This window comes from Streptomyces rubellomurinus (assembly GCF_000961885.1).
GTDB lineage: Bacteria > Actinomycetota > Actinomycetes > Streptomycetales > Streptomycetaceae > Kitasatospora > Kitasatospora rubellomurina.
In genome coordinates, this window is record NZ_JZKH01000011.1 from 1 (window position 1) to 24,132 (window position 24,132).

Here is a 24,132-nt window from a genome sequence, read left to right on the forward strand (position 1 = left end):
CTGCTCGTCCACCTCCGCCGCATACGGAGCGATCTTCGCCTCGGCCAGCGAACGCACCGCCTCGCGAAGCATCTGGTGCTCCTCGGAGATCCGGAAGAGGTCGAAGTCCGCCGCGCCCGCGCTGCCCGCCATGATGCCTGCCTCGTCGTCCAGTGACCGTGCCGGTCGGAGCCCGACCGGCGTCGATTCTGCGGTTAACTACCGTTCAGTACCGATCCTAGGGCTCCGACCTGCGGCTGCCTAGGAGGTCCGGGCGAGCGGGCGGCCCCCGGAAGCGGCCGCCGGGGCGGATAGCATCTGGGGGCACCTGTCCTGGTCGAACCCGTACCAAAGGGGACCCCGTGACCCTCCGCATCTCCGTGATCGGCACCGGCTACCTCGGCGCCACGCATGCCGCCGCGATGGCCGAGTTCGGCTTCGAGGTGCTGGGCCTGGACATCGACCCGGACAAGATCGCCACACTGACCGCCGGCCGCGTCCCGATGTACGAGCCGGGGCTGTCCGAGCTGCTGGTCAAGCACGTGGCCGGGCACCGGGGTTCGACCGGGCGGCTGCGCTTCACCACCTCCGTCGAGGAGGTCGCGGAGTTCGCCGACGTGCACTTCGTCTGCGTCAACACCCCGCAGCGCAAGGGCGAGTTCGCGGCCGACATGTCCTACGTGGACGCCGCGATCGAGGGCCTGGCGCCGCACCTGACCCGGCCCGTCCTGGTGGTCGGCAAGTCCACCGTGCCGGTCGGTTCGGCGGCCCGGCTGGCCGAGCGGCTGGCCGCGCTGGCGCCGGTCGGCGAGGGCGCCGAGCTGGCCTGGAACCCGGAGTTCCTGCGCGAGGGGTTCGCCGTCCAGGACACCCTGCGGCCGGACCGGATCGTGGTCGGCGCGCGGAGCGAGCGGGCCGAGCAGCTGCTGCGCGAGGTGTACGCCGAGCCGATCGCCGCCGGGGTGCCGTTCCTGGTCACCGACTACGCGACCTCCGAGCTGGTGAAGGCCGCCGCGAACTCCTTCCTGGCCACCAAGATCTCCTTCATCAACGCGATGGCCGAGGTCTGCGAGGCGGCCGGCGCCGACGTCACGATGCTCTCCACCGCCCTCGGGCACGACGAGCGGATCGGCCGCAAGTTCCTCAACTCCGGCCTCGGCTTCGGCGGCGGCTGCCTGCCCAAGGACATCCGGGCGTTCATGGCCCGGGCCGGCGAACTGGGGGCCGACCAGGCGCTGACCTTCCTGCGCGAGGTCGACTCGATCAACATGCGGCGCCGCTCCCGGATGGTCGAGCTGGCCCGCGAGCAGTGCGGCGGCGGCTTCCTGGGCCGCCGGGTCGCCGTGCTCGGCGCCGCGTTCAAGCCCAACTCGGACGACATCCGGGACTCCCCCGCGCTCAACGTGGCCGCCCAGATCCAGCTCCAGGGCGCCCAGGTCACCGTCTACGACCCGAAGGCCGTGGACAACGCGCGCAAGATGTTCCCCTCGCTCACCTACGCGGACTCCGCCCTGGAAGCCGCCGAGGGCGCCCACGTCGTCCTCCACCTCACCGAGTGGGCCGAGTTCCGCGAGCTGGACCCGGCCGAGCTCGGCGCCGTCGTCGCCGAACGCCGCCTCCTCGACGGCCGCAACGTCCTCGACGCCGACGCCTGGCGCGCCGCCGGCTGGACCTACCGCGCCCTCGGCCGCCCCAGCTGACCCCCACCGGCCCTCCGGGGGCGGGAATCCCCCTCGGGGGTATGCCGTTGTCACCGGTATGACGAGCTACGGCGACGAGGCGGCGGTCCGCGAGATCCTGACCGGCAGTGGCGACACCTGGGCGGTGGTGGGCCTGTCCACCAACACGGCCCGGGCCGCGTACGGGGTGGCGCGGGTGCTGCAGAAGTACGGCAAGCGGATCGTGCCGGTGCACCCGAAGGCCGAGACGGTCCTCGGGGAGCAGGGGTACGCCTCGCTCGCCGAGATCCCGTTCCCGGTCGACGTGGTGGACGTCTTCGTGAACAGCGCGCTGGCCGGCGAGGTGGCCGACCAGGCGGTGGCGGTGGGGGCGAAGGCGGTCTGGTTCCAGCTGGGCGTGGTGGACGAGGCCGCGTACGGGCGGACGCGGGCGGCCGGGCTCGCCATGGTGATGGACAAGTGCCCGGCCATCGAGATCCCGCTGCTGGACTAGGAGTCGGCGCCGCCGTCCAGCCGGCCGATGGTGGCGATGGACGGACGGCGGGTGGCGCGCAGGGAAGCCGCCACCGACTCGGCGTCGCGCAGGACGCGGACGGCGTTGTGCCAGGTGAGCTTGGCCAGGTCGGCCTCCGACCAGTGCCGGCCGAGGAGTTCGGCGACCAGGTTGGGGTAGCCGGCCACCGAGTCGAGGCCGTCCGGCAGGAAGGCGGTGCCGTCGAAGTCGCCGCCGATGCCGATGTGGTCGATGCCGGCGACCTCGCGCATGTGGTCGAGGTGGTCGGCGACGGTGGCCGGGGTGGCGATCGGGCGCGGGTGGGCGGCCTCGAAGGCGCGCTGGCACGCCATGGCGGGCGGGGTGGTGTCCAGCGGGTGGAAGCCGTGGGCGCGCATGTTCTCGTCGGCGGCCAGCGTCCACTCGATGGCGGCGGGCAGGATGAACTTCGGCACGAAGGTGGCCATCGCCACGCCGCCGTTGGCCGGCAGCTGGGCGAGCACGTCGTCCGGGATGTTGCGCGGGTGGTCGCAGACGGCGCGGGCGGAGGAGTGCGAGAAGACCACGGGCGCCTCGGTGACCCGCAGGGCGTCGCGCATGGTGTCGGCGGAGACGTGCGAGAGGTCGACCAGCATGCCGAGCCGGTTCATCTCCCGGACGACCTCCTCGCCGAACCGGGTCAGGCCGCCGGCCGCCGGCTTGTCGGTCGCGGAGTCGGCCCACGGCACGTTGTCGTTGTGGGTGAGCGTCAGGTAGCGCACGCCGAGCTCGTACAGGGCCCGCAGGGTGGCGAGCGAGCAGTCGATGGAGTGGCCGCCCTCGGCGCCCATCAGCGAGGCGATCCGGCCCTCGGCGCGGGCGGCCTCGACGTCCGCGGCGGTACGGGCCAGGCGGAGGCGGTCGGGGTAGCGCTCGACCAGGGCGTGGACGAAGTCGACCTGCTCCAGGGTGGCGCTGACGGCGTGGTCGCCGGCCAGCGAGGCGGGCACGTAGACGGACCAGAACTGCGCGCCGACCCCGCCCTCCGCGAGGCGGGCGAGGTCGGTGTGCAGGCGGTCGCTCTGGTCGGCGGCGAGGTCGACCGCGCCGAGGTCGTACCCGGCGTGCTCGCGCATCGCCCACGGGAGGTCGTTGTGGCCGTCCACCACGGGGGCGGTGCGCAGCAGGGCGCGGGCCCGGTCCAGCGGGGTCGGGGAGTCCAGCTCAGAGGTCATGCGAGCTGTTCTACCCCAACCCCGCCCGCGGGGTTACTTGCCGAAGCCGAAGGAGCCGGAACCGGCCACCTTGGCGCGCAGCTTCTTGCCCTTCTCGATGGCCTGGCTGTTCAGCTCGGCCTGGAAGTCGGTCATCCGCTCGGTGAGCTCGGGGTCGAACGCGGCGAGCATGCGCACCGCGAGCAGGCCCGCGTTGCGCGCGCCGGCCACCGAGACGGTCGCCACCGGGACGCCGGCCGGCATCTGGACGATCGAGAGCAGGCTGTCCATGCCGTCCAGGTAGCGCAGCGGCACCGGCACGCCGATGACCGGCAGCGGAGTGACGGAGGCCAGCATGCCCGGCAGGTGGGCGGCGCCGCCGGCGCCGGCGATGATCGCCTTCAGGCCGCGCCGGTGGGCGTTCTCGCCGTACTCGACCATCTCGCGCGGCATCCGGTGCGCGGAGACGACGTCCACCTCGTAGGGGATCTCGAACTCGTCGAGGGCCTGGGCGGCGGCCTCCATGACGGGCCAGTCGGAGTCCGAGCCCATCACGATGCCAACGACAGGGGAAGTCATTCGGTGATCGTTCCTCGCAGGTAGGCGGCCGCATGGCGGGCGCGCTCGCGGACGTCGTCGAGGTCGTCCCCGAAGACGTTGACGTGGCCGACCTTGCGGCCGGGCTTCACGTCCTTCCCGTACATGTGGATGCGCAGGCCCGGGTCGCGGGCCATGCAGTGCAGGAAGGCGTGGTACATGTCCGGGTAGTCGCCGCCGAGGACGTTGACCATGACGGTCCACTTGGCGCGCGGCCGGGGGTCGCCGAGCGGGAGGTCGAGGACGGCCCGCAGGTGGTTCTCGAACTGCGAGGTGACCGCGCCGTCCTGGGTCCAGTGCCCGGAGTTGTGCGGGCGCATGGCGAGCTCGTTGACGAGGATGCGGCCGTCCCGGGTCTGGAACAGCTCGACGGCGAGGTGGCCGACGATGCCGAGCTCGCCGGCGATCCGCAGGGCGAGCTGCTGGGCCTCGTCGGAGAGGGCCGGGTCGAGGTCCGGCGCGGGGGCGGTGACCTCGGCGCAGACGCCGTTCTCCTGGACGCTCTCGACGACCGGGTAGGCGACGGCCTGGCCGCTGGGCGAGCGGACGACGTTGGCGGCGAGCTCGCGGACGAAGTCGACCTTCTCCTCGGCCAGCACCGGGACGCCGGCGAGGAACGGCGCGTGCGCCTGCTGCTCGTCGTCGACGACCCAGACGCCCTTGCCGTCGTAGCCGCCGCGGACGGTCTTCAGGACGACGGGGTAGCCGGCGCCCTCGTTCGCGAAAGCGGTCACGTCGGCGGGGTCGGCGACCAGCCGGTGCCGGGGGCAGGGCACGTCGATGGAGTCCAGCTTGGCCCGCATCACGCCCTTGTCCTGGGCGTTGACCAGGGCCTCCGGGCCGGGGCGCACGGCGATGCCGTCCGCCTCCAGGGCGCGCAGGTGCTCGGTCGGCACGTGCTCGTGGTCGAAGGTGATCACGTCGCAGCCGGCGGCGAAGGCGCGCAGGGTGTCGAGGTCGCGGTAGTCACCGAGGACGACCTCGGAGACGACCTGCGCGGCGGAGTCCTGGGGAGTGTCGGCGAGGAGTTTGAACCTGACCCCCAGCGGGATGCCCGCCTGGTGTGCCATGCGGGCCAACTGCCCGCCGCCGATCATGCCCACCACTGGAAAATTCACATTGCCCGGGGAAGTCACGCGGCCCAGGATATCCGGGCCGGTGGGAGGTGGTGGAGCCGCCTGCGGGCCGTGAGTACTGGACGCGCGTAGATGTCAACCCCCGCTCCGGACGGCTGAGCTGTTCGATGGAAGCGGGTAGCCTGGACGGCTAGGTCCTCGTCACCGCGATCTGATCATGTGCGTGCACGCAGGACTCAAGGGGTGGCTCCGGCCCGATGGGACACCCTTTCGTCCCGCAGGTACATGGAGGCAGCCCGGTATGGCGACGACCGAAGCTTCGAAGCCCACGCTCGTGCAGAAGCTGCGCGGGCTGTCGGGCGAGGTGGTGAAGTTCGGCATCGTCGGCCTGGTCGGCGTCTTCGTGAACTTCGGCGTGTCCAACGCCGTCCTGCACCTGACCGGCTGGGCGCCCGTGCGCTGCTCGGTGATCGGGACGGCCGTGGCCATCGCCGCCAACTACCTCGGGTACCGCTACTGGGTCTACCGCGACAGCGACGCGGCCTCGCGCCGACGTGAGATCACGCTCTTCCTGATCTTCAGTGGTGTCGGGATGCTCATCGAGAACGGCACCGTCTGGTTCGCGACCTACACCCTCGGCCTGCACGGCACGCTCGCCTACAACGTCTCCAAGGCGTTCGGCACCGGCCTCGGCACCCTGTTCCGCTTCTTCTCCTACCGCACCTGGGTCTTCAAGGCGCTGCCCGAACCCGTCGAGGTGCCCGCGCAGGCCGCCGGAACCGGCCACGAGCTGGCCGCCCAGGCCGAGCTGATGCTGGCCGCCGAGCAGATCCGGTACGCCAAGGCCGAGTGACGGCCCCGGGCGCCTGTTCGGTCCGTATGACCTCGGCTCGGTCCTCGTGGCCGCCGCTCAGTCCTCATGGCCGCGGGTCAGTCCGCGTGGCCGCGGCTCAGTCCTCGTGGCTGCGGCCGAGGAAGAGCGCGAAGACCGGCGGCCGCAGCGAGAGCAGTTCCAGCCGGCCGCCGTCCGCCTCCGCGAGGTCGCGGGCGACGGCCAGGCCGATCCCGGTGGAGTTGCGGCCGCTGACCGCGCGCTCGAACACCCGGTTGCCGAGGTCGGCCGGCACGCCCGGGCCCTGGTCCTGCACCTCGACGACCGCCGAGGTGCCGGAGGGCCGGACCCGCACGGTGATCGTCCCGGCGCCGTGCATCAGCGAGTTCTCGATCAGGGTCGCCAGCACCTGGGCAACCGTCCCCGGGGTGCCGACCGCGGTGATCCCGCGCAGGCCCTCCAGCGAGAGCACCCGGCCGCGCTCGCGCAGCGTCGGGCCCCACTCCTCCACCTGCTGCTTGATGACGTCGTCCAGGTCGAAGGCGACGGCGGTGGGGCTGCGCGGGTCGCGCTGGGTGGTGAGCAGCCGCTGGACGACGTCGGTGAGCCGCTCGACCTGCTGGAGGGCGATGGTCGCCTCCTCCCGGACGGTCTCCGGGTCCTCGGCGAGCGCGGTGATCTCCTCCAACCGCATGGAGAGCGCGGTGAGCGGGGTGCGCAGCTGGTGCGAGGCGTCGGCGGCGAGCCGGCGCTCGGCGGTGAGCATCCGGGCGATCCGCTCGGCGCTGGTGTCCAGCACCTCGGCGACCCGGTCGAGTTCGGGCACGCCGTAGCGGCGGTCGCGCGGGCGGGGGTCGCCGGAGCCGAGCCGTTCGGCGATCTCGGCGAGGTCGGTGAGCGGGCGGGCGAGCCGCTTGGCCTGCCAGACGGCGAGCGCCACGGCGGCCTGGACGGCCAGCAGGGCGACCACGCCGAGCAGCAGCAGCATGTTGGCGATCTCGTGGTCGACGTCCTCGCGGGACTGCTCGACGGTGACGATCACGCCGCTGCTGCTGCCGCGCTCGACGGCCTTCAGCAGGTGGTCCCCGGCCGGGCGCTCCCCGGCCGAGACCACGTCCAGGCCCGGGAGCTGCACCTCGACGTAGCTGCCCCCGGTCACCTGGCTCTCGAAGGAGCGGCTGTTCACCGGCTCCTTGGCGCCGATCCGGCCCTCGACCAGGTCGAGCACCCGGACGGCGGTCGCGTCGACCCGGTCCCGGGCGGCGTTGACGATGGTGCGCTTCTCGACCAGGGCGAGCGGTACGCAGAACACCACGACCACCACCAGGACGACGCCCAGCAGCGAGTTGATCATCCGGCGTTTCACGCTGCCGCTCCCCGAGTGTTCCGCTGTGTCGGCCGGTGCCCGGCCGTGGTGTCCCGCTCGGGGGCTAATTCTTCTCGAACCGGAAGCCCACCCCGCGCACGGTGGCGATGTAGCGCGGGTTCGCCGCGTCGTCGCCGAGCTTCTTGCGGAGCCAGGAGATGTGCATGTCGAGGGTCTTGGTGGAGGTCCACCAGGTGGTGTCCCAGACCTGCCGCATGATCTCCTCGCGGGTGACCACCCGGCCGGCGTCCCGGACGAGCACGCGCAGCAGCTCGAACTCCTTGGCGGAGAGCGTCAGCTCCTCCTCGCCGAGCCAGGCGCGGTGCGACTCGATGTCGATCTTCACGCCGTGCGCGCCGGTGGTCAGCTGGTCGACGTTGCCGCGCCGGAGCAGGGCCCGGACGCGGGCGAGCAGTTCGGCCAGGCGGAAGGGCTTGGTGACGTAGTCGTCGGCGCCGGCGTCCAGGCCGACCACCGTGTCGACCTCGTCCGCGCGCGCGGTCAGCACCAGCACCGGGCAGCTCTTGCCGTCCGCGCGCAGGCGGCGGCAGACCTCCAGGCCGTCCATCTCGGGCAGGCCGAGGTCGAGGACGACGAGGTCGACCTCCTCGGTGAGGCCGGCGGCCAGTGCGGTCGGACCGTCCTCGCGGACGAGCACCTCATAGCCCTCGCGTCGCAGGGCCCGGGCGAGGGGTTCGGAGATCGCCGGATCGTCCTCGGCGAGCAGCACACAGGTCATGTGGTGATGGTAGTCCGCCGGGGTATGCCCGTACGCCCTGTGAGGTAGTTCACAGAGCGTGATCGTTATACAGGGGCTCTGCGCGGGTCAACGCGGCGTTGCCGACCGGCCGTTCGGCGAAGAATCGCCCCCTGGATCTTGAATCCGAAGGAAGACACGCCCACTTACCATGGATCGATCGGAAGGATCCGCTTCCAACTTCGTTATTCACGCACCTGATTCGTGGTGTTTGTCATCTGATAACGCCAAATGTCGCCACGTAGAGTGGTTTGAGTTCGTCCGCCGCACCCCCCTAGGCGGACGCTGTCAGGCAAGGAACCACTACTCATGGCGTCTACGACCCTTGAAGCCGGCACCACGTCGGCCTCTCCCGTCGGCAAGACCTTCCTCGGGCACCCCCGGGGGCTCGCCACGCTCTTCATGAGCGAGATGTGGGAGCGCTTCAGCTACTACGGCATGCGCGCCCTGCTGGTGCTCTACATGTCCACCGCCATCACGGACGGCGGCCTGGGCATGAAGATGGCCGTGGCGGCAGCCATCTACAGCGTGTACACCGCCATGGTCTACCTGCTGGCCCTCCCCGGCGGCTGGATCGCCGACCGCTTCCTGGGCGCCCGCAAGACCGTCGCGCTCGGCGGGTCGATCATCATGATCGGCCACTTCCTGCTGGCGGTGCCGTTCAAGGCGTCGTTCTTCGCCGGCCTCGCCTTCGTCGCGATCGGCTCGGGCCTGCTCAAGGCCAACATCTCGACGATGGTCGGCCACCTCTACGACGGCCCGAACGACCCGCGCCGTGACGGTGGCTTCACCATCTTCTACATGGGCGTGAACCTCGGTGCCTTCCTGGCCCCGCTGGTCATCGGCACCATCGGCCAGGACGTCAGCTGGCACCTGGGCTTCGCCCTGGCCGGCGTCGGCATGGCCCTCGGCCTCGCCCAGTTCCTGCTCGGCACCCGCCACCTGAGCCCGAAGAGCGACGTGGTCACCTCGCCGATCAGCGCCGAGGAGAAGAGCAAGGTCTTCAAGCTGGCCGGCCTCTGGCTGGCCGCCGCGGTCCTCTTCTACGGCGTCGTCGCCGGCACCGGCCACTTCACCGTCGACTGGGCCGTCTGGCCGCTGTCCATCCTGGGCATCCTGCTGCCGGCCTTCGTCTTCACCAAGGTGAAGCGCGACAAGGACCTCACCGCCGCCGAGCGCTCCAAGATGAGCGGCTACATCTGGTTCTTCGTCGCCGCCGCCATCTTCTGGATGATCTACGAGCAGTCCGGCTCGACGCTGAGCCTCTTCGCCAAGAAGAACACCGCGTCCACGCTGTTCGGCTTCGACTTCCCGTCCAGCTGGTTCCAGTCGCTGAACCCGCTCTACATCATGGCGCTGGCCCCGGTCTTCGCCTGGCTGTGGGTCGCGCTGTCCCGCCGGGCCAAGAACCCCAGCACCACCGTGAAGTTCGCCTTCGGCCTGGTCATGGTCGGCGCCTCCTTCCTGGTGATGATGATGGCGATGGCCGCCGCCCACGGCGGCGCCAAGGTCACCCCGCTGTGGCTGGCCATGGTCTACCTGATCCAGACCGTCGGCGAGCTCACCGTCTCCCCGGTCGGCCTCTCGGTCACCACCAAGCTGGCCCCGGCGAAGTACGCCAGCCAGATGATGGGTGTCTGGTTCCTCGCCGTCACCGCGGGCAACTGCGTCTCGGCGATCCTGCAGCTCGTCCTCGGCGACGACGTGGTCGGCAGCACCGGGTACTTCGCGGTCCAGGGCGCCCTGGCCGTGGTCGCCGGTGTCGCCCTGTGGCTGTACCGCAAGCGCGTGGTCGCGCTGATGGGCGACGTGCACTGACGTCGGCCTGACACGGCCCCGGGGCCGCCGCGGATTCCTGAGATCCGCGGCGGCCCCGGTCGTTTTCCCGGGTGGACCCGGCCCGCTCCTCGATGTTCGAGGAGCGGGCCGTTCTGATTCAGGAGGTGATCAGGTTGCGGACCGCGTCGCTGACGTCGGGCGGGGCGCTGGGCCGGGCCCCCTGGTGGGCGTCGTGCTCGGTCAGGACGATCGGCTCGGTCTTCTCCACGGTGACGGCGAAGTTGAACTGGCGGGTGGTGCCGCCGCGGCTGTTCTCGTAGTCGAAGGGCCCGAGGTCTCGCGGGTCTGGGGTCAGGGCAGGACTTTGCCGGGGGCGTCCAGCCAGACGGACTGTGCGCCGTCCGGGGCGATGGTCACGCCGAACCGGCGAAGGTCCGGCTTGCCCTCCTCCAGCCACCACAGGCGGGCGCCGGCCACCTCGTCCCACAGCCGACGAGCCCCGGACTGGTGAACGGCATCCTCGGCGTCCCACCCGGCGTAGCGGACGGACGCCCGGGAGCCCGCGCCGTCCGAGAGCCGCATGCGAAAGGTGGCACTCGGGTCGGCCTCGTCCCAGACGTGTTCGTACCGGACGCCCGGCACCCGCAGGCCGATGGCGAATGCGGCGTTCACGTCCTCCAGCGCCAACTCCGGGTCCATCGCGGAAGGGCCCCGATGCTCCGGCACGCCAGCCGGTTCGCTCACGGCGTGCGGGCGTTGTGCCCGCATCCACATGAACGAGACGTCATCGACGAAGCGGCCGTGAGTCGGCTTGCCCGACTCACCGACCTCCAGCCGGAGCAACCCGGCGTTCGCGTACGGGGTGCCCCAGGGGGTCACGATGATGCCGCCGGGGCGGGTCTGCTCGATCCACGCGAGGGGCACTCGCTGAACGGCCGCAGTCGAGTGGATGCGGTCGTACGGGCCACCGGCCGGGTAGCCGAGAAGGCCGTCGCCGACGATCCGGCCGGGCTTCAACCCGATCTCTGCCAAGCGCTCCCCGGCTGCGGCGGCCACCTCCGGGTCGACCTCGATCGTCGTCACGGCCCCGTCGCCAAGTCGATTGCACAGCAGGGCACTTGTCCAGCCGGTTCCGGTGCCGATGTCGAGCACCGCGTTTCCGTCGGCCACGTCCAGGTGGCGGAGCATGGACGCGACCAGGGACGGCATGGACGCGGACGACGTGGCGACGCCGGGCCCGTCCTCGTCTCCGTCGTCGACCTGCGTGACGACCACGCCGTCTGCGTTCACCAACGCCCACCAGGCGTCCGGTTCGTCGGCCTTGGTGATCCGCCGGTAGCCGGTCGGAGCGTCCTCGTCCGGGGTCCACACGGTGTCCGGAATGAAGGCAGAGCGTGGGGCGCGCTCGAACGCGCCCCGCCACTCCTCGCCCAGCGCGCCGGCCTCGGTGAGGTCCGCGAGCAACTGCGCGTACTGGTCCATCAGTTCGGGCTCACTTCTTCTTCGGCGGGTTGGTGACGGGCTTGGTCCACTGGCCGTCCGACTCCTTCGGGGACTGCTTCTCCTTCGGTGTGCGTCGAGTACAGCCCAACTCGCCGTCACCGAACAGGCATTGTCTGTAGTCCCGGGGTTGTCCCGTCTTCGCTGGCAGTAGGCTCGCGGTCACTGTCGATGATGGGATTGGCCCGTGGACGACCCGATCCGGCACCCCCTCGCCCACGCACGCGTGCTGCGCGGCTGGTCCCAGGGCGACCTTGTCGCCCACCTCGACCGCGCTGCCCGCCGCCACGGGCTCCTCTCCGGTGCTGACAAGGCGGCCGTCAGCCGGTGGGAGAACTGGCGCAAGACGCCGAACCTCGACTCCCAGCTCCTGATCGCCGAAGCTTTCGGCGTCCAGGCTTCAGAGATGGAGGCGTACGGCTGGCCCTACTGGCTGCCCGGACGCGACGAACCGCTGCCGCTGGGGTCCGGCTACACCGTTCAAGCACTCCACGATGCACAGAGAGCTTCCATGGACCGACGCAGCTTCATGACCTACAGCGCCATCTCGCTGGCTGGCCTCGCCGCCCAGTGGGCCACGATCGAACCCGAACGCCTCACCTCACCCTTCGGGGGCAAGCAGGTGGACACCGAACTCGTGGACTGGCTGGAGGACACCAGCACGAAGCTGACGGCCCTGCCCACCGAACAGCGCCAGCACACGATCCGTCTGATGGACGCCCACCTTGCCACGGTGACCGAGCTGATCGGGGACGGCCGCTACAGCGAGAACACCGGCCGCAGGCTGCACCTGCTGGCGGCCTCGCTCGCCACCACCTGCGGATGGCACCGCTTCGACCACGGTCAGCACTGGGCGGCCGGGAAGCTGTGGGGTGCGGCGCTGCAGTCCGCGCACGCCGCCGGCGACCGCGACCACGGCGCCGGGGTGCTCTCGGACTTCGCCTACCAGTCGAACTGGCTCGGCGAACCGAAGGTCTCCGTGGACCAGCTCGGATACGCCCTGTCCGGCATCGAACACCCCGCCGCTCGGTCCCTGCTGTTCCTCCGCCGGGCCAGGGCCCATGCCGCGCTTGGCGATCGCTCCGCCTGCTACCGCGACCTGTCCGAGGCCGAATCCGCTCTCGCCGTCGAGGCCGTCGACCCCGCACCCAGCTGGTGCGCGTGGATGAGCCCGGCCGACCTCGCCGTGGACTCCGGCCAGTGCCTCCTAGACCTTGGCCGAACCGACGAGGCCCACGCCCGGATCGCCGAGGGCATGACCCTGCTGCCCCGCTCCAGGGACAAGACACGCGGCATCTTCCTGACCTACCAAGCCAAGGGCTACCTCCAGGCCAACGACGTCGAGCAAGCGCTCGCCGTCAGCAGCGAGTCGCTCGACCTGGCCACCCGCATCGGCGCCCCGAGGTGCGTTGCCCTGGTCCGCGGCCTAGCTCCGGCCTTCAAGCCCTACCACCAGGTCGACGGCGTCCCGGAGCTCCTGGAGCGGTTGAAGTAGCTGAGCACACCAGTTGGGGAATCCCGCGAGGCCCTCGCCCTGGGTGGGCGAGGGCCTTCGCGTGTTTCAGTGCTGCTCGTCGCGGTCCTCGGGGCGGGGCATCCGGAGGGTCGCGAGGACGCCGAGGGCCACGGTGGCGATCGCGAGGGCGAGCAGGGCGACGAGGGCCGCGCCGACGAAGAAGTTCACCGGTGCCACGCCTCGTTCCGCTCCAGGTCGCGGAGCAGGTGGAGGAGGTTGAGGAGCGTGCTGATCGGCGCGTTGCCGAAGTCGACCAGGATGCGGCCGTCGAGGGTCGTCTCGCCGGGCGAGGCGGAGCCCCAGAGGAGTCCGTACGGCATGCCGCGCCGGTTCAACTCGCCGAGGAGCGACGTGATGTGGGCCTCGGTGTAGTCGCGCATCCGGGGGTCGTCCGGCGCGACGGGGTCCCGGGTCACGCGAGGAGGTCCAGCTCGTACCAGGTGGTCTTGCCGCGCTTCTGCGGGTCGACGCCCCAGCGGTGGGTGAGGCCGGCGACGAGCTGGAGGCCCCGGCCGGTCTCGGCGAGGTCGGTGGGGGTGCGCGGCTGCGGGAGGGCGTCACTCTCGTCGGAGACGGTGACCCGGAGGGTGCGGTCGAGGATGGAGAACCAGACGACGGGCGCGGGGGTGTCGCCGTGGCGCCAGGCGTTGGTGATCAGCTCCATCAGGGCGAGTTCGGCGTTGAAGATGGTCTCGGCGTCCCAGCCGCTGCGGATCATGGCGTCGCGCAGGGCCTGCTTGGAGAGGGTGAGCGAGGGGGTGTTACGGATGCACACGGGAACCTCCGTGAGGCTGTGGTGTGGGAGAGGTGATGACGGTCGTCGCCGTGAGCCAGGCCGGGATACGGATGCTCTTCGGTGCGCGGGCAGCAGGCGCCTACTGCCTTGGATGCAGGCATTACTGACGATCCGTTGGATCGAGCTGAGGATGACGATAGCGCGGAGCGCCACAGATTTGTGGCGAAGCAGAAGAAGTTCCCTCTAACGTGGCAGCCCCTCTCGGGCAGACTGGTCCCACGACTTGCAGGGAGGACTCCATGGCGCTTCGCTCGAATCCAACTTTCCGTCAACTGCGCCTGGGTGCCGAGCTACGCCGGATGCGGGAGCAGGCGGGCCTCGGCGGGAGCCAACTCGCCCGCGCGTTGGGCATCAACCCTGCCCATGTGACGCAGATGGAGAATGGCAGGACCGGCATCAGCGTCGAACGCCTGCGCACGATTGCGGCATTGTGCATGTGCGTCAACGAGCCTCTGATCGAGGCGTTGGCAGCTATCATCACGGATCGCGAGAAGGGCGGCTGGTGGGAGGACTACCGCGGGACCCTCTCGAGCGACTTCCTTGAGGTCGCCGAGATCGAAGGCCATGCAAGCGGGCTCTCGACCTACACGATGGCCTTCATCCCCGGGCTGCTCCAGACCAGTGGATACACGTCTGCCGTCTTCGATCGAGCCTTGACGCCTCTTCCGCGCCACGAGGTCGACCTGAGAACTACATTCCGCGTCCGACGACGAGAGCTTCTTCTATCCGGTGCGACACCGTACTCCGCCTATATCCATGAGGCTGCCTTGCGGATGCAGTTCAGCGGACCGCAGGTCCAAGCCGAACAGCTCTGCAGCCTCATCGAAGACTCCGGGCGCCCAAAGGTTTCGATCCGAGTCGTGATGTTCGATGTAGATACGCTTCCGCTCAACTACGAGAACTTCACGTATGTTGCAGGCCCGGTTCAGGAGCTCGACACCGTGCAGGTGGACTCCGCTGTCGGCAACGTGCTCTTCGATGCGCCGGCTCACATCGCCAGGTTTCGCGCCATGCTCGCCCGGCTCGATTCAGCGGCTCTATCCGAAGACGACTCCCGAGAGTTCATTCGATCCATCAAGAAGGATATGGAAAGCACACATGTCTAACTCTGCCTGGCAGAAGTCCAGTTACTCCGGCTCTAACTCCGACTGTGTCGAGGTGCGGACCGCCGACGGGTTGATCGAACTCCGCGAGTCCGACGAGCGCGACGTCATCGTCCGGACCACCCGCCCCAACCTCGCCGACTTCCTCCAGGGCGCCAAGGCCGGCGAGTTCGACCACCTCACGGCCAACGCCTGAACAGCACGTCGCCCCGTCGAGCACCGGCTCGACGGGGCGACGTTGATCAAGGGCTCAGACCTCGCGGACGCCTGCGCGCCAGACCGCCGCCGTCAGCGGGACACCCGGGCGGTAGGCCAGGTGGACGTGGGAGGGGGCGTCGAGCAGGAGCAGGTCGGCGCGGGCGCCGACCGCGATCGTGCCGACGTCGGTGCGCCGCAGGGCGTGGGCGCCGCCCGCCGTCGCGGCCCAGACGGCCTCGTCCGGGGTCATGCCCATTTCCCGTACGGCCACCGCGATGCAGAACGCCATCGAGCTGGTGAAGCTGGAGCCGGGGTTGCAGTCCGTCGAGAGCGCCACCACCGCGCCCGCGTCCAGCAGCCGGCGCCCGCTCGGGTACTCGGCCCGGGTGGAGAACTCCGCGCCCGGCAGCAGCGTCGCGACCGTCGCCGATCCCGCCAGCGCTGCCACGTCCTCGTCCGTCAGGTGCGTGCAGTGGTCCGCCGACGCAGCTCCCAGCTCCACCGCGAGCTGCACGCCCGGCCCGTACGTGAGCTGGTTGGCGTGCACCCGGGGGGTGAGGCCGCGCTCGATGCCCGCCGTCAAAACAGCCCGCGCCTGGTCGCCGTCGAAGGCGCCCTTCTCGCAGAACACGTCCACCCACCGGGCGTGCGGCGCGCAGGCGTCCAGCATCTCGCCGGTCACCAGATCCACGTACCCCGCCGGGTCCTCGGCGTACTCCGGGGCCACGATGTGCGCGCCCAGGTACGTCGTCTCCGGCGTGTACTGAGCCGCGATCCGCAGCGCCCGCGCCTCGTCCTCGACCGTCAGTCCGTAGCCGGACTTGCACTCGATCGTGGTGGTGCCCTGCCGGAGCGCCTCCCGGACGAACCCCGCCAGGTTCGCCTCCAGTTCGGCATCACTCGCCGCCCGGGTCGCCGCCACCGTCGTCCGGATCCCGCCCGCCGAGTACGACTGCCCGGACATCCGGGCGTTGAACTCGGCGGTGCGGTCGCCCGCGAACACCAGGTGCGCGTGCGAGTCGACGAAGCCGGGCAGCAGCGCCCGGCCCTCGGCGTCGAAGCGCTCGTCCGCCGCCGGGGCCTGGGCCGCCGGGCCGACCCACGCGACGGTGTCGCCGTCGAGCACCACGGCCGCGTCGGTCAGCAGGCCGAGCGGCCCGGCGCCCTGCCCGGGGTCGTTGGTGACCAGGCTGCCGATGCCCGTGATCAAGGTGGTCCTGGTGCTCAAGACAACGCCTTCCGAAGAGAGTCGTAGAGGGGTCAGTAGTCCAGCGCGGCGATCGCCGAGCGCAGCGCCCCCGGCACGTCGGCCACCAGCCGGTGCACGCCGTCCCGGACGACCTGCCGGCCGCCGACCACCACGTGCCGGACGTCCGCCGCCGAGGCCGCGAAGACCGCGATCTCGGCGCCGAGCCGGGGCGGCGGGCCGGCCGTACGCACCGAATCCAGCGCGATCACCGTGAAGTCGGCGAGCGCCCCGGTCTCGATCCGCCCGGCCTCGGGCCAGCCGAGCGAGGCGTGCCCGTCCTCGGTGCCGGCCCGCAGCAGCGCGTTGGCCGTCCAGTGGCCCCGGGTCCTGGTCCGCAGCCGCTCGTCCAGCTCCAGCGCGCGGGCCTCCTCGAACGGGTCGATCACCGCGTGGCTGTCGCTGCCCAGGGTGACCGGGCAGCCCGCCGAGGCGAGCGCGCGGGCCGGGCCGATGCCGTCCGCGAGGTCCCGCTCGGTGGTGGGGCACATGCAGACGGTGGTGGAGCTGTCCGAGAGCAGCCGCACGTCCTCGTCGGTGAGGTGGGTGGCGTGCACGGCCGAGGTGCGCGGGCCGAGCGCGCCGTGGTCGGCGAGCAGCCGGGTCGGGGTGACGCCGTGCGCGGCGAGGCAGGCGTCGTTCTCGGCGGTCTGCTCGGACAGGTGGACGTGCAGCGGCGCCTTGCGCATCGCCGCCCAGTGCGCGACGGTGCCCAGCTGCTCGGCCGGGACGGCCCGGACGGAGTGGATGGCGGCGCCGATCCGGGCGTGCTCGCGCGGCTTGAGCGCCTCCGCCCGTACCGCCCAGGCCTCGGCGTCGCCGTCGCTGAACCGCTGCTGCGGCTTGGTCGGCTCGGCGCCGAAGCCGGAGGACAGGTAGCAGGTGTCCAGCAGGGTGGTCCGGATGCCGGCCCGGGCGGCGGCCTCGATCAGCGCCTCGCCCATCGCGTTCGGGTCGGTGTAGCGGGCGCCGCCGGGCGCGTGGTGCAGGTAGTGGAACTCGCCGACCGCGGTGATCCCGGCGAGCGCCATCTCGGCGTAGACGGCGGTGGCGAGCTCCAGGTAGCTGTCCGGGTCGAGCGCGCCGGCGAACCGGTACATGGTGTCGCGCCAGGTCCAGAAGGTGCCGGAGCCGACCTGGACGTGCCCGCGCAGCGCCCGGTGGAAGGCGTGCGAGTGGGCGTTCGCCTGGCCGGGCACCGCCAGACCCTCCAGCCGGACGGCCCCGGGCGGGCAGGGCCCGCTGTCCGGTGTGACGGCGACGATCCGGCCACCGTTGCCGGTGGCGATCAGCACGTCGCGCTCGACCACCGGCCCGTTGGGGTGCGGCAGCCAGGCGTACTGCGCCCAGTACGTGGCGGGCTCGGCCCCCGAGGTCATTGGGCTCACTGACACGCCAGGTCCTCCAGTACGTCGGCGAGGGCGCTCACCCCGGCCAGGCAGTCCGCCCGTTCGGCGTGCTCGGCCGGGGAGTGCGAGACGCCGGTGGGGTTGCGCACGAACAGCATGGCGGTCGGGACGGCCGACGCCAGGATGCCGGCGTCGTGTCCCGCGCCGGTGGGCAGCACCGGCGCGTCCAGCAGCTTGGCCAGCCGGTCGCGCAGCGGCCCGTCGAAGTCCACCACCGGGGTGTAGGACTCGCGGGTCAGCTCGACCCGGACGCCGTCGCGCCCGCCGCGCTCGGCGGCGGCCTGCTCGATCTCGGCGACCAGCGCGGTGAGGGTGCGCTCGTCGGCGGCCCGGGAGTCCAGCCAGCCGCGCACCAGCGAGGCGATCGCGTTGGTGCCGTTCGGCTCGACGGCGACCTTGCCGAAGGTGGCCAGCGCGCCCGCCTGCTTGGCCTTCTTGCGGGCGGCGAGCACGGTGTTGGCGTAGGTCAGCATCGGGTCGCGGCGGTCCTCGATCCGGGTGGTGCCGGCGTGGTTGGCCTCGCCGTGGAAGTCGAACCGCCAGCGGCCGTGCGGCCAGATCGCGCTGGCCACGCCGACCGGCCGCTCCTCGGTGAGGTAGCGGCCCTGCTCGACGTGGAGCTCGACGAAGGCGCCGATCCGGGACAGCCGGTCGTCGTCCGCGCCGATCGCGGTCGGGTCGTAGCCGGCCCGCTCCATCGCGTCGGGCAGCCGCACGCCGTCCGCGTCGCGCAGCTCGTACGCGGCCTCCTGGGAGAGCACCCCGGCGCTGAGCCGGGAGCCGATGCAGGCCACGCCGAACCGGGCGCCCTCCTCGTCGCCGAAGTTGACGATCGCCAGCGGACGGCCGAACTCGGCTCCCCGGTCGCGCAGTTCGTCCAGCGCGGCGAAGGAGGAGACGACGCCGAGCGGGCCGTCGAAGGCGCCGCCGTCCGGGACGGAGTCCAGGTGCGAGCCGGTGACGATCGCGCCCTGACCATGAGGGTCGCCCAGCCAGGCCCACTGGTTGCCGTTGCGGTCCAGCTCGTACGCCAGTCCGCGGTCGCGGGCCTGCTGCTCGAACCAGGCGCGGCACTCGGCGTCGGCGGAGTTCCAGGCGAAGCGGCGGTAGCCGCCGGAGGAGGCGGAGCGGCCCACGGGGAGCAGCTCCGCCCACATCTCTTCGAAGCCGGAGGTCACAGCTCACCCATCGGGACGCGGACGCCACGCTCGGCGGCGACCTCGTCGGCGCGGTCGTAGCCGGCGTCCACGTGCCGGATGACGCCCATGCCCGGGTCGTTGGTGAGCACCCGGCGGATCTTCTCCCCGGCCAGCGCGGTGCCGTCCGCGACGGTGACCTGGCCGGCGTGGATCGAGCGGCCGATGCCGACGCCGCCGCCGTGGTGGATGGACACCCAGGAGGCGCCGGAGGCCACGTTGACCATGGCGTTGAGCAGCGGCCAGTCGGCGATCGCGTCCGAGCCGTCCAGCATCGCCTCGGTCTCGCGGTACGGGGAGGCGACCGAACCGCAGTCCAGGTGGTCGCGGCCGATCACGATCGGGGCGGACAGCTCGCCGGAGGCGACCATGTCGTTGAAGCGCTCGCCGGCCTTGTCGCGCTCGCCGTAGCCCAGCCAGCAGATGCGCGCGGGCAGGCCCTGGAAGTGCACCTTCTCCTGGGCCATCTTGATCCAGCGGGCCAGCGACTCGTTCTCCGGGAAGAGGTCGAGGACGGCCTTGTCGGTCTTGTGGATGTCCTGCGGGTCGCCGGACAGCGCGGCCCAGCGGAACGGGCCCTTGCCCTCGCAGAACAGCGGGCGGATGTAGGCGGGGACGAAGCCGGGGAAGGCGAAGGCGCGGTCGTAGCCGGCCAGCTGGGCCTCGCCGCGGATCGAGTTGCCGTAGTCGAAGACCTCGGCGCCGCGGTCCTGGAAGCCGACCATGGCCTCGACGTGCTTGGCCATCGACTCGCGCGAGCGCTGGGTGAACTCGGCGGGCTTCTCGGCGGCGTAGGTCGCCATGTCGTCGAAGGCCACACCGACCGGCAGGTAGGCCAGCGGGTCGTGGGCGCTGGTCTGGTCGGTGACGATGTCGATCGGCGCGTCCATCGCGAGCAGCTGCGGAACCAGCTCGGCGGCGTTGCCCAGCACGCCGATGGACAGCGGCTGCTTCTTGTCGCGGGCGGCGGTGGCGAGCTCCAGCGCGTGGCTGAGGTCCTTGGCCTCGACGTCCAGGTAGCGGTGCTCGATCCGGCGGGCGATCCGGGACGGGTCGCAGTCGATGCAGATCGCCACGCCGCCGTTCATGGTGACGGCCAGCGGCTGGGCGCCGCCCATCCCGCCGAGGCCGGCGGTGAGGGTGATGGTGCCCTCCAGCGTGCCGTTGAAGCGCTTGTTGGCGACGGCCGCGAAGGTCTCGTAGGTGCCCTGGAGGATGCCCTGGGTGCCGATGTAGATCCAGGAGCCGGCGGTCATCTGGCCGTACATGGTGAGCCCGAGGCTCTCCAGGCGGCGGAACTCCTCCCAGTTGGCCCAGTCGCCGACCAGGTTCGAGTTGGCGATGAGCACGCGCGGCGCCCACTCGTGGGTCTGCATGACGCCGACCGGGCGGCCGGACTGGACCAGCATGGTCTCGTCCTGCTTCAGGCCCTGCAGGGTCTTCACCATGGCGTCGAAGGAGCGCCAGTCGCGGGCCGCCTTGCCGGTGCCGCCGTAGACGACCAGCTTCGACGGGTGCTCGGCCACCTCGGGGTCGAGGTTGTTCATCAGCATCCGCAGGGCGGCCTCCTGCTGCCAGCCCTGCGTCGTGAGCCCAGTCCCGCGGGCCGCCCGTACCTCTCGCGGACCGCTCGTCTGCTGCTGCGCCATGTCCCGGCCTCCTTGCGGATGGATTCATTCAAGCTCGACTCGGCTGAATATATCCAAACATTCAGCCCTCGGCCAGACCTGGAATCCATCGGATCAGCGTTGGCCGGAACCCGCGCCCAGGCACGCCGGAGAGCCCGCCCGGCGGAGGGGGCCGGAGCGGGCTGAACGGGCCCGGGCGGGCCGTCGACGCCGCTCAGGCGGCGGCGTCGCCGTCCCAGTCGATGCCGATCTCGGCGAGCCACCGGCGGTCGGCGGCGTCCGGCGCGGGCGGGGACGGCGGGCGGGGGATGTTCTGGACGGGGCCGAGGCCGTACCTCTCGGCGGCCGCGGCGGCACGGGAATCGGGCTCGATCACGCCGACGTGCACGGCGGACTCGTCGCCCGGGTCGAGGACGATCAGTTCGGGCTCGGGCAGGCGCCGCAGGGTGACGCGGCGTCCGCAGGTGGGGCAGGACCATTCGTCGACACCCGAGACCAGACGGGCGACGAACTTCATCTCGTGGATCACGCGCATGGGCGGCACCCCCTGCAGTAGGGGATGCCCGGGGCGCGGGACGGCTATTCCCGGCCGAACCGGCGTGAACCGCGTTTAACCCCTGCTTCGTTCACTCCAGGAAGAGCCCGCGCGCCGCCGCCGACTGCTCGATCGCCTCCAACCGGGCCTCGGCCCCCGGGAGTTCGTCGCACATGGTCTGCAGCAGCACCCGGCCGAGCATCATCGGCGCGCAGGCGGTGTCGAAGACCAGGCCGGTGCCCACGGCGGCCGGCAGCATCAGGTCGGAGAGCTTGGCGACCGGCGAGAAGACGCTGTCGGCCACGGTCAGCACGGTCAGCCCGCACTCCCGGGCCACCGCCAGCGCGTCCATCAACTCCCGCGGGTAGCGCGGCAGCGCGAAGCAGAGCAGCGCGCTCGCCCCGGCCGCAGCGGCCTGTTCCAGCCGGTCGGCGAGCATGCTGCCGCCCTCGTCGAGCAGCCGGATGTCCGGGTGCACCTTGGCGGCGAAGTACGCGAAGCCGCGCGCCTGCGCCGAGGCGGCCCGCAGGCCGAGCACGGGCAGCGGGCGGGAGGCGGCCAGCAGCCGGGCGGCCCGGATGATCGGCTCGGGGTCGGCGAGCAGCTCGGCGAGGTGGCGCAGGTGCTCGATCTCGGCGAGCACGGCCTGCTGGTGCTCGTTGCGCACCGCGTCGACCGGGGTCTCCGGCGCGGCCGGCTCGCCCGCGCCGAGTTCGCGCAGCTGCCGGCGCAGCGCCGGGTAGCCGTCGTACCCGAGCGCGACCGCGAAGCGGGTGACGGACGGCTGGCTCACCCCGGCGAGCTCGGCGACCTCGACGCTGGACAGGAACGGCGCCTCGGTGGCGTGCCGGACCAGCGAGTGCGCGATCCGGCGCTGGGTCGGCGTCAGCCGACGGCCCTCGAACAGCTGGAGCAGCCGGGCGGAGGGGCCGACGGTGCCGGCCTCGTCGGTGGCGGTCATCAGCGGTACCTCCGGATGCAGCGGTTCGGACGACGACTGTGCAGCAGCACGTCCCCGGTGGCAAAAACGTCTCGTACGACGGGACGTCCGGCGGGACGCCCCGAGGACCGGACCGTACACGCCCGCACGCTCCCGCACCGCCTCTCGGGGTGACCCTGATTTCTCCCTGATCCCGCCCGGATTCCCCCCGCGAACGGATGGACCGGGCCCGGCGGCGGCGCCACGCTGGTGGGCATGGACACTCGCCAGGACGAACTGCGGCGCGACCTCGACGCCACCCTCCAGGCCCGCAAGGAGCTGGGCAAGGAGTACGAGGACGAGCTGGTCGATTCCTTCATGAAGCGCCTCGACTCCCGACTGGACGCCCGGGTCGAGAACGCGGTCGCCGACCGGATGGACGACATCGGCCCCTCGTACCGGCGCCACCACGACCGCCCGCGCCGCGGCGGCTGGGGCCAGGGCCGGTCCGGGAACCGGCTCGCGGTGGTCTCGCTGGCCCTCGGCATCCCGCTGAGCGCGATCGCGGGCAGCCCCGAGAGCGGTGGCTTCGCGGGGCTGCTGGTCTGCTGGGCGGGCATCGTCGGGGTCAACTTCGCCGCCGCGCTGGGCAACCGGCTGAACCGCGAGGAGCGCCGGCCGCGGAGCGACTGGGACTGAGCCCGGTCCCCCGCGGCCGGCTCGCCGTCAGGCCAGCGGGCCGGTGACCTGCTCCACCGCGCGCACCAAGGCGCCGGAGGCGACCAGCGCCGCGGCGGCCTCCAGGTCCGGCGAGAGGAAGCGGTCGCGGCCGGCGCCGCCGACCCCGGCCTCCCGGGCGGCGGCGACCGCGGCCGCCGTCGCCGGGGCCGGCCGGCCGGTGCCGTCCGCCTGCTGGCGGATCTCCAGCGCGCGGGCCGCGGCGGTGAGCTCGACGGCGAGGATGCGGGCCAGGTTGTCGACCGCCTGGCGCAGCTTGCGGGCCGCCGACCAGCCCATCGACACGTGGTCCTCCTGCATCGCCGAGGAGGGGATCGAGTCGACCGAGGCCGGGACGGCGAGCCGCTTGTTCTCGCTGACCAGCGCGGCCTGGGTGTACTGGGCGATCATCAGGCCGGAGTCCACGCCCGGGTCGTCGGCCAGGAAGGCCGGCAGGCCGTGCGAGCGGGCCTTGTCGAGCAGCCGGTCGGTGCGGCGCTCGGAGATCGAGCCGAGGTCGGCGGCGGCGATGGCGAGGAAGTCCAGCACGTAGGCGACCGGGGCGCCGTGGAAGTTGCCGTTGGACTCCACCCGGCCGTCCGGCAGGACCACCGGGTTGTCCACCGAGGCGGCCAGCTCGCGCGAGGCGACCAGCTGGGCGTGCGCCAGGGTGTCGCGGCCGGCGCCGGCGACCTGCGGGGCGCAGCGGATCGAGTACGCGTCCTGGACGCGCGGCGCGTCGTCCTGGTGGTGGCCGGTGAGGCCGGAGCCCTTGAGCACGGCCAGCATGTTGGCGGCGCTGAGCGCCTGGCCCGGGTGCGGGCGGATCGGGGCGTGCAGCTCGGGGGCGAGCACCTTGTCGGTGCCGAGCAGCGCCTCCAGGCTCATCGCGGCGGTGATGTCGGCGGTGGTGAACAGCCGCTGCAGGTCGGCGATGGCCATCACCAGCATGCCGAGCATGCCGTCGGTGCCGTTGATGAGGGCCAGGCCCTCCTTCTCCAGCAGCTCGACCGGCTCGATCCCCGCTGCGGCGAGCAGCTCGGCGACGGGCTTCTCCACGCCGTCCGGGCCGGTGGCGGTGCCCTCGCCCATGAGGACGAGCGCGCAGTGCGACAGCGGCGCCAGGTCGCCGGAGCAGCCGAGGGAGCCGAACTCGCGGACGACCGGGGTGATGCCGGCGTTGAGCACGGCGGCCATGGTCTGCGCGACCAGCGGCCGTACGCCGGTACGGCCGGAGGCGAGCGTCTTCATCCGCAGGAACATGAGCGCGCGAACCACCTCGCGCTCGACCGCCGGGCCCATCCCGGCCGCGTGCGAGCGGACCAGCGAGCGCTGCAGCTGGGCGCGCAGCTCGGGGCTGATGTGCCGGACGGCGAGCGCGCCGAAGCCGGTGGAGACGCCGTAGACGGGGCGCGGCTCGGCCGCGAGGGCGTCGATCCGCGCGCGGGCGGCCGCCATCTCGGCGAGCGCGTCGGGACCGATCTCGACCCGGGCGTTGCCCCGGGCGACGGCCAGCACGTCCTCCGCGGCGACGTCGGCCTTGCCGACCAGGACCAGCGGAGCGTCGGGGGCCACAGCACTGTGCATATCCATATGCATCATCACATCAGGTGAATGA

General features: G+C 71.8%; 25 protein-coding genes. 8 read left to right on the top strand and 17 right to left on the bottom strand.

All coding sequences use genetic code 11. The features are described 5' to 3' along the window. Nucleotides 1-132 (bottom strand): acyl-CoA dehydrogenase family protein (locus tag VM95_RS40055; RefSeq protein ID WP_167352902.1); only part of this gene is annotated, 132 nt, incomplete at its 3' end. A 209-nt stretch (nt 133-341) separates the two neighbouring features. Between VM95_RS40055 and VM95_RS07835 the strand changes: the two genes are divergently transcribed. Beyond that, a complete protein-coding gene (locus tag VM95_RS07835) occupies nt 342-1,679 on the top strand; it encodes a UDP-glucose dehydrogenase family protein (RefSeq protein WP_045693374.1) in 1,338 nt (445 codons plus the stop codon). A 58-nt stretch (nt 1,680-1,737) separates the two neighbouring features. Then, on the top strand, nt 1,738-2,151 hold the full coding sequence (locus tag VM95_RS07840) for a CoA-binding protein (RefSeq protein WP_045693377.1): 414 nt from the start codon (nt 1,738-1,740) through the stop codon (nt 2,149-2,151). On the opposite strand, the gene VM95_RS07845 is transcribed toward VM95_RS07840, so the two are convergent. The 3 genes from VM95_RS07845 to VM95_RS07855 are packed head-to-tail and all read right to left on the bottom strand — an operon-like array spanning nt 2,148 to nt 5,059. Then, nucleotides 2,148-3,365 carry a dipeptidase gene (locus tag VM95_RS07845; RefSeq protein WP_045693379.1) on the bottom strand — a complete coding sequence of 406 codons (1,218 nt, stop codon included), beginning with the start codon at nt 3,363-3,365 and terminating at the stop codon, nt 2,148-2,150. The genes VM95_RS07840 and VM95_RS07845 overlap by 4 nt on opposite strands. Nucleotides 3,366-3,398: 33 nt before the next feature. Beyond that, nucleotides 3,399-3,923 carry a 5-(carboxyamino)imidazole ribonucleotide mutase gene (purE, locus tag VM95_RS07850; RefSeq protein WP_045693380.1) on the bottom strand — a complete coding sequence of 175 codons (525 nt, stop codon included), beginning with the start codon at nt 3,921-3,923 and terminating at the stop codon, nt 3,399-3,401. Beyond that, nucleotides 3,920-5,059 carry a 5-(carboxyamino)imidazole ribonucleotide synthase gene (locus VM95_RS07855; protein ID WP_045693383.1) on the bottom strand — a complete coding sequence of 380 codons (1,140 nt, stop codon included), beginning with the start codon at nt 5,057-5,059 and terminating at the stop codon, nt 3,920-3,922. The genes purE and VM95_RS07855 overlap by 4 nt, the downstream gene beginning before the upstream one ends. A gap of 259 nt (nt 5,060-5,318) precedes the next feature. Here VM95_RS07855 and VM95_RS07860 point away from each other — a divergent pair, with 259 nt between their 5' ends. Further along, nucleotides 5,319-5,870 (top strand): GtrA family protein, encoded by a 552-nt coding sequence (locus VM95_RS07860; RefSeq protein ID WP_052706420.1) that lies wholly within the window; start codon nt 5,319-5,321, stop codon nt 5,868-5,870. A 97-nt stretch (nt 5,871-5,967) separates the two neighbouring features. Here the strand turns inward: VM95_RS07860 and VM95_RS07865 are convergent, their stop codons facing one another. Both VM95_RS07865 and VM95_RS07870 read right to left on the bottom strand, forming a co-directional pair. After that, complete coding sequence (locus VM95_RS07865; RefSeq protein ID WP_045693385.1) at nt 5,968-7,215, bottom strand: ATP-binding protein; 1,248 nt, start codon at nt 7,213-7,215, stop codon at nt 5,968-5,970. A 64-nt stretch (nt 7,216-7,279) separates the two neighbouring features. Further along, nucleotides 7,280-7,954: a response regulator transcription factor gene (locus VM95_RS07870; RefSeq protein WP_030290974.1), complete on the bottom strand. Its 675-nt coding sequence runs from the start codon at nt 7,952-7,954 to the stop codon at nt 7,280-7,282. Between the two features lie 327 nt (nt 7,955-8,281). On the opposite strand from VM95_RS07870, the gene VM95_RS07875 reads away from it, so the two are divergent. Next, nucleotides 8,282-9,790: a peptide MFS transporter gene (locus VM95_RS07875; RefSeq protein WP_045693393.1), complete on the top strand. Its 1,509-nt coding sequence runs from the start codon at nt 8,282-8,284 to the stop codon at nt 9,788-9,790. Nucleotides 9,791-10,102: 312 nt separating this feature from the next. On the opposite strand, the gene VM95_RS07885 is transcribed toward VM95_RS07875, so the two are convergent. Beyond that, entirely contained in the window at nt 10,103-11,233 is a 1,131-nt protein-coding gene (locus VM95_RS07885) for a methyltransferase domain-containing protein (RefSeq protein WP_045693398.1), read from the bottom strand. Nucleotides 11,234-11,438: 205 nt separating this feature from the next. Between VM95_RS07885 and VM95_RS07890 the strand changes: the two genes are divergently transcribed. Next, a complete protein-coding gene (locus tag VM95_RS07890) occupies nt 11,439-12,746 on the top strand; it encodes a helix-turn-helix transcriptional regulator (RefSeq protein ID WP_045693400.1) in 1,308 nt (435 codons plus the stop codon). Nucleotides 12,747-12,812: 66 nt separating this feature from the next. Here the strand turns inward: VM95_RS07890 and VM95_RS45105 are convergent, their stop codons facing one another. Genes VM95_RS45105 through VM95_RS07900 form a run of 3 tightly spaced genes read right to left on the bottom strand, consistent with a single transcriptional unit; the run spans nt 12,813 to nt 13,542 of the window. After that, nucleotides 12,813-12,944: a hypothetical protein gene (locus tag VM95_RS45105; RefSeq protein WP_279616818.1), complete on the bottom strand. Its 132-nt coding sequence runs from the start codon at nt 12,942-12,944 to the stop codon at nt 12,813-12,815. Next, the gene (locus tag VM95_RS07895; protein WP_045693402.1) at nt 12,932-13,183 is read right to left on the bottom strand and encodes a hypothetical protein; all 252 of its coding nucleotides are present in this window, start codon (nt 13,181-13,183) and stop codon (nt 12,932-12,934) included. Before VM95_RS07895 ends, VM95_RS45105 begins: the two co-directional genes overlap by 13 nt. Continuing rightward, nucleotides 13,180-13,542, bottom strand: coding sequence for an ATP-binding protein (locus VM95_RS07900; RefSeq protein ID WP_052707198.1), 363 nt, complete (start codon nt 13,540-13,542; stop codon nt 13,180-13,182). The genes VM95_RS07895 and VM95_RS07900 overlap by 4 nt, the downstream gene beginning before the upstream one ends. A gap of 260 nt (nt 13,543-13,802) precedes the next feature. On the opposite strand from VM95_RS07900, the gene VM95_RS07905 reads away from it, so the two are divergent. Continuing rightward, nucleotides 13,803-14,669, top strand: a complete 867-nt coding sequence (locus VM95_RS07905; protein ID WP_045693404.1) for a helix-turn-helix domain-containing protein — start codon at nt 13,803-13,805, stop codon at nt 14,667-14,669. Beyond that, on the top strand, nt 14,662-14,862 hold the full coding sequence (locus tag VM95_RS07910) for a DUF397 domain-containing protein (RefSeq protein WP_045693406.1): 201 nt from the start codon (nt 14,662-14,664) through the stop codon (nt 14,860-14,862). Before VM95_RS07905 ends, VM95_RS07910 begins: the two co-directional genes overlap by 8 nt. A gap of 54 nt (nt 14,863-14,916) precedes the next feature. Here VM95_RS07910 and hutI read toward each other — a convergent pair whose 3' ends face one another. The 6 genes from hutI to VM95_RS07940 form a co-directional block, all read right to left on the bottom strand. Next, complete coding sequence (hutI, locus tag VM95_RS07915; RefSeq protein ID WP_045693408.1) at nt 14,917-16,092, bottom strand: imidazolonepropionase; 1,176 nt, start codon at nt 16,090-16,092, stop codon at nt 14,917-14,919. A 32-nt stretch (nt 16,093-16,124) separates the two neighbouring features. After that, a complete protein-coding gene (locus VM95_RS07920) occupies nt 16,125-17,489 on the bottom strand; it encodes a formimidoylglutamate deiminase (RefSeq protein ID WP_045693410.1) in 1,365 nt (454 codons plus the stop codon). Nucleotides 17,490-17,494: 5 nt separating this feature from the next. Next, nucleotides 17,495-18,676 carry an allantoate amidohydrolase gene (locus VM95_RS07925; RefSeq protein WP_078859702.1) on the bottom strand — a complete coding sequence of 394 codons (1,182 nt, stop codon included), beginning with the start codon at nt 18,674-18,676 and terminating at the stop codon, nt 17,495-17,497. A gap of 17 nt (nt 18,677-18,693) precedes the next feature. After that, nucleotides 18,694-20,364 carry a urocanate hydratase gene (gene hutU / locus VM95_RS07930; RefSeq protein ID WP_045693413.1) on the bottom strand — a complete coding sequence of 557 codons (1,671 nt, stop codon included), beginning with the start codon at nt 20,362-20,364 and terminating at the stop codon, nt 18,694-18,696. A 193-nt stretch (nt 20,365-20,557) separates the two neighbouring features. After that, on the bottom strand, nt 20,558-20,878 hold the full coding sequence (locus VM95_RS07935; protein ID WP_045693414.1) for a hypothetical protein: 321 nt from the start codon (nt 20,876-20,878) through the stop codon (nt 20,558-20,560). A gap of 91 nt (nt 20,879-20,969) precedes the next feature. After that, nucleotides 20,970-21,839: a MurR/RpiR family transcriptional regulator gene (locus VM95_RS07940; RefSeq protein ID WP_045693416.1), complete on the bottom strand. Its 870-nt coding sequence runs from the start codon at nt 21,837-21,839 to the stop codon at nt 20,970-20,972. 234 nt (nt 21,840-22,073) lie between these two features. On the opposite strand from VM95_RS07940, the gene VM95_RS07945 reads away from it, so the two are divergent. Continuing rightward, the gene (locus VM95_RS07945; protein ID WP_045693418.1) at nt 22,074-22,496 is read left to right on the top strand and encodes a hypothetical protein; all 423 of its coding nucleotides are present in this window, start codon (nt 22,074-22,076) and stop codon (nt 22,494-22,496) included. A 27-nt stretch (nt 22,497-22,523) separates the two neighbouring features. Here VM95_RS07945 and hutH read toward each other — a convergent pair whose 3' ends face one another. Then, nucleotides 22,524-24,101 carry a histidine ammonia-lyase gene (gene hutH / locus VM95_RS07950; RefSeq protein WP_107072879.1) on the bottom strand — a complete coding sequence of 526 codons (1,578 nt, stop codon included), beginning with the start codon at nt 24,099-24,101 and terminating at the stop codon, nt 22,524-22,526. Nucleotides 24,102-24,132: the final 31 nt, after the last annotated feature.

Excerpts from the sequence above, each read along its gene's own strand:
- hutU (WP_045693413.1), bottom strand. The coding sequence starts at position 20,364 with ATGGCGCAGCAGCAGACGAGCGGTCCGCGAGAGGTACGGGCGGCCCGC.
- purE (WP_045693380.1), bottom strand. The coding sequence starts at position 3,923 with ATGACTTCCCCTGTCGTTGGCATCGTGATGGGCTCGGACTCCGACTGG.
- VM95_RS07945 (WP_045693418.1), top strand. The coding sequence starts at position 22,074 with ATGGACACTCGCCAGGACGAACTGCGGCGCGACCTCGACGCCACCCTC.
- VM95_RS07860 (WP_052706420.1), top strand. The coding sequence starts at position 5,319 with ATGGCGACGACCGAAGCTTCGAAGCCCACGCTCGTGCAGAAGCTGCGC.
- VM95_RS07845 (WP_045693379.1), bottom strand. The coding sequence starts at position 3,365 with ATGACCTCTGAGCTGGACTCCCCGACCCCGCTGGACCGGGCCCGCGCC.
- VM95_RS07840 (WP_045693377.1), top strand. The coding sequence starts at position 1,738 with ATGACGAGCTACGGCGACGAGGCGGCGGTCCGCGAGATCCTGACCGGC.
- VM95_RS07870 (WP_030290974.1), bottom strand. The coding sequence starts at position 7,954 with ATGACCTGTGTGCTGCTCGCCGAGGACGATCCGGCGATCTCCGAACCC.
- VM95_RS07940 (WP_045693416.1), bottom strand. The coding sequence starts at position 21,839 with ATGACCGCCACCGACGAGGCCGGCACCGTCGGCCCCTCCGCCCGGCTG.
- VM95_RS07885 (WP_045693398.1), bottom strand. The coding sequence starts at position 11,233 with ATGGACCAGTACGCGCAGTTGCTCGCGGACCTCACCGAGGCCGGCGCG.
- VM95_RS07905 (WP_045693404.1), top strand. The coding sequence starts at position 13,803 with ATGGCGCTTCGCTCGAATCCAACTTTCCGTCAACTGCGCCTGGGTGCC.
- VM95_RS07910 (WP_045693406.1), top strand. The coding sequence starts at position 14,662 with ATGTCTAACTCTGCCTGGCAGAAGTCCAGTTACTCCGGCTCTAACTCC.
- hutH (WP_107072879.1), bottom strand. The coding sequence starts at position 24,101 with ATGCACAGTGCTGTGGCCCCCGACGCTCCGCTGGTCCTGGTCGGCAAG.
- VM95_RS07925 (WP_078859702.1), bottom strand. The coding sequence starts at position 18,676 with ATGTGGGCGGAGCTGCTCCCCGTGGGCCGCTCCGCCTCCTCCGGCGGC.
- VM95_RS07920 (WP_045693410.1), bottom strand. The coding sequence starts at position 17,489 with ATGACCTCGGGGGCCGAGCCCGCCACGTACTGGGCGCAGTACGCCTGG.
- VM95_RS07935 (WP_045693414.1), bottom strand. The coding sequence starts at position 20,878 with ATGCGCGTGATCCACGAGATGAAGTTCGTCGCCCGTCTGGTCTCGGGT.
- VM95_RS07875 (WP_045693393.1), top strand. The coding sequence starts at position 8,282 with ATGGCGTCTACGACCCTTGAAGCCGGCACCACGTCGGCCTCTCCCGTC.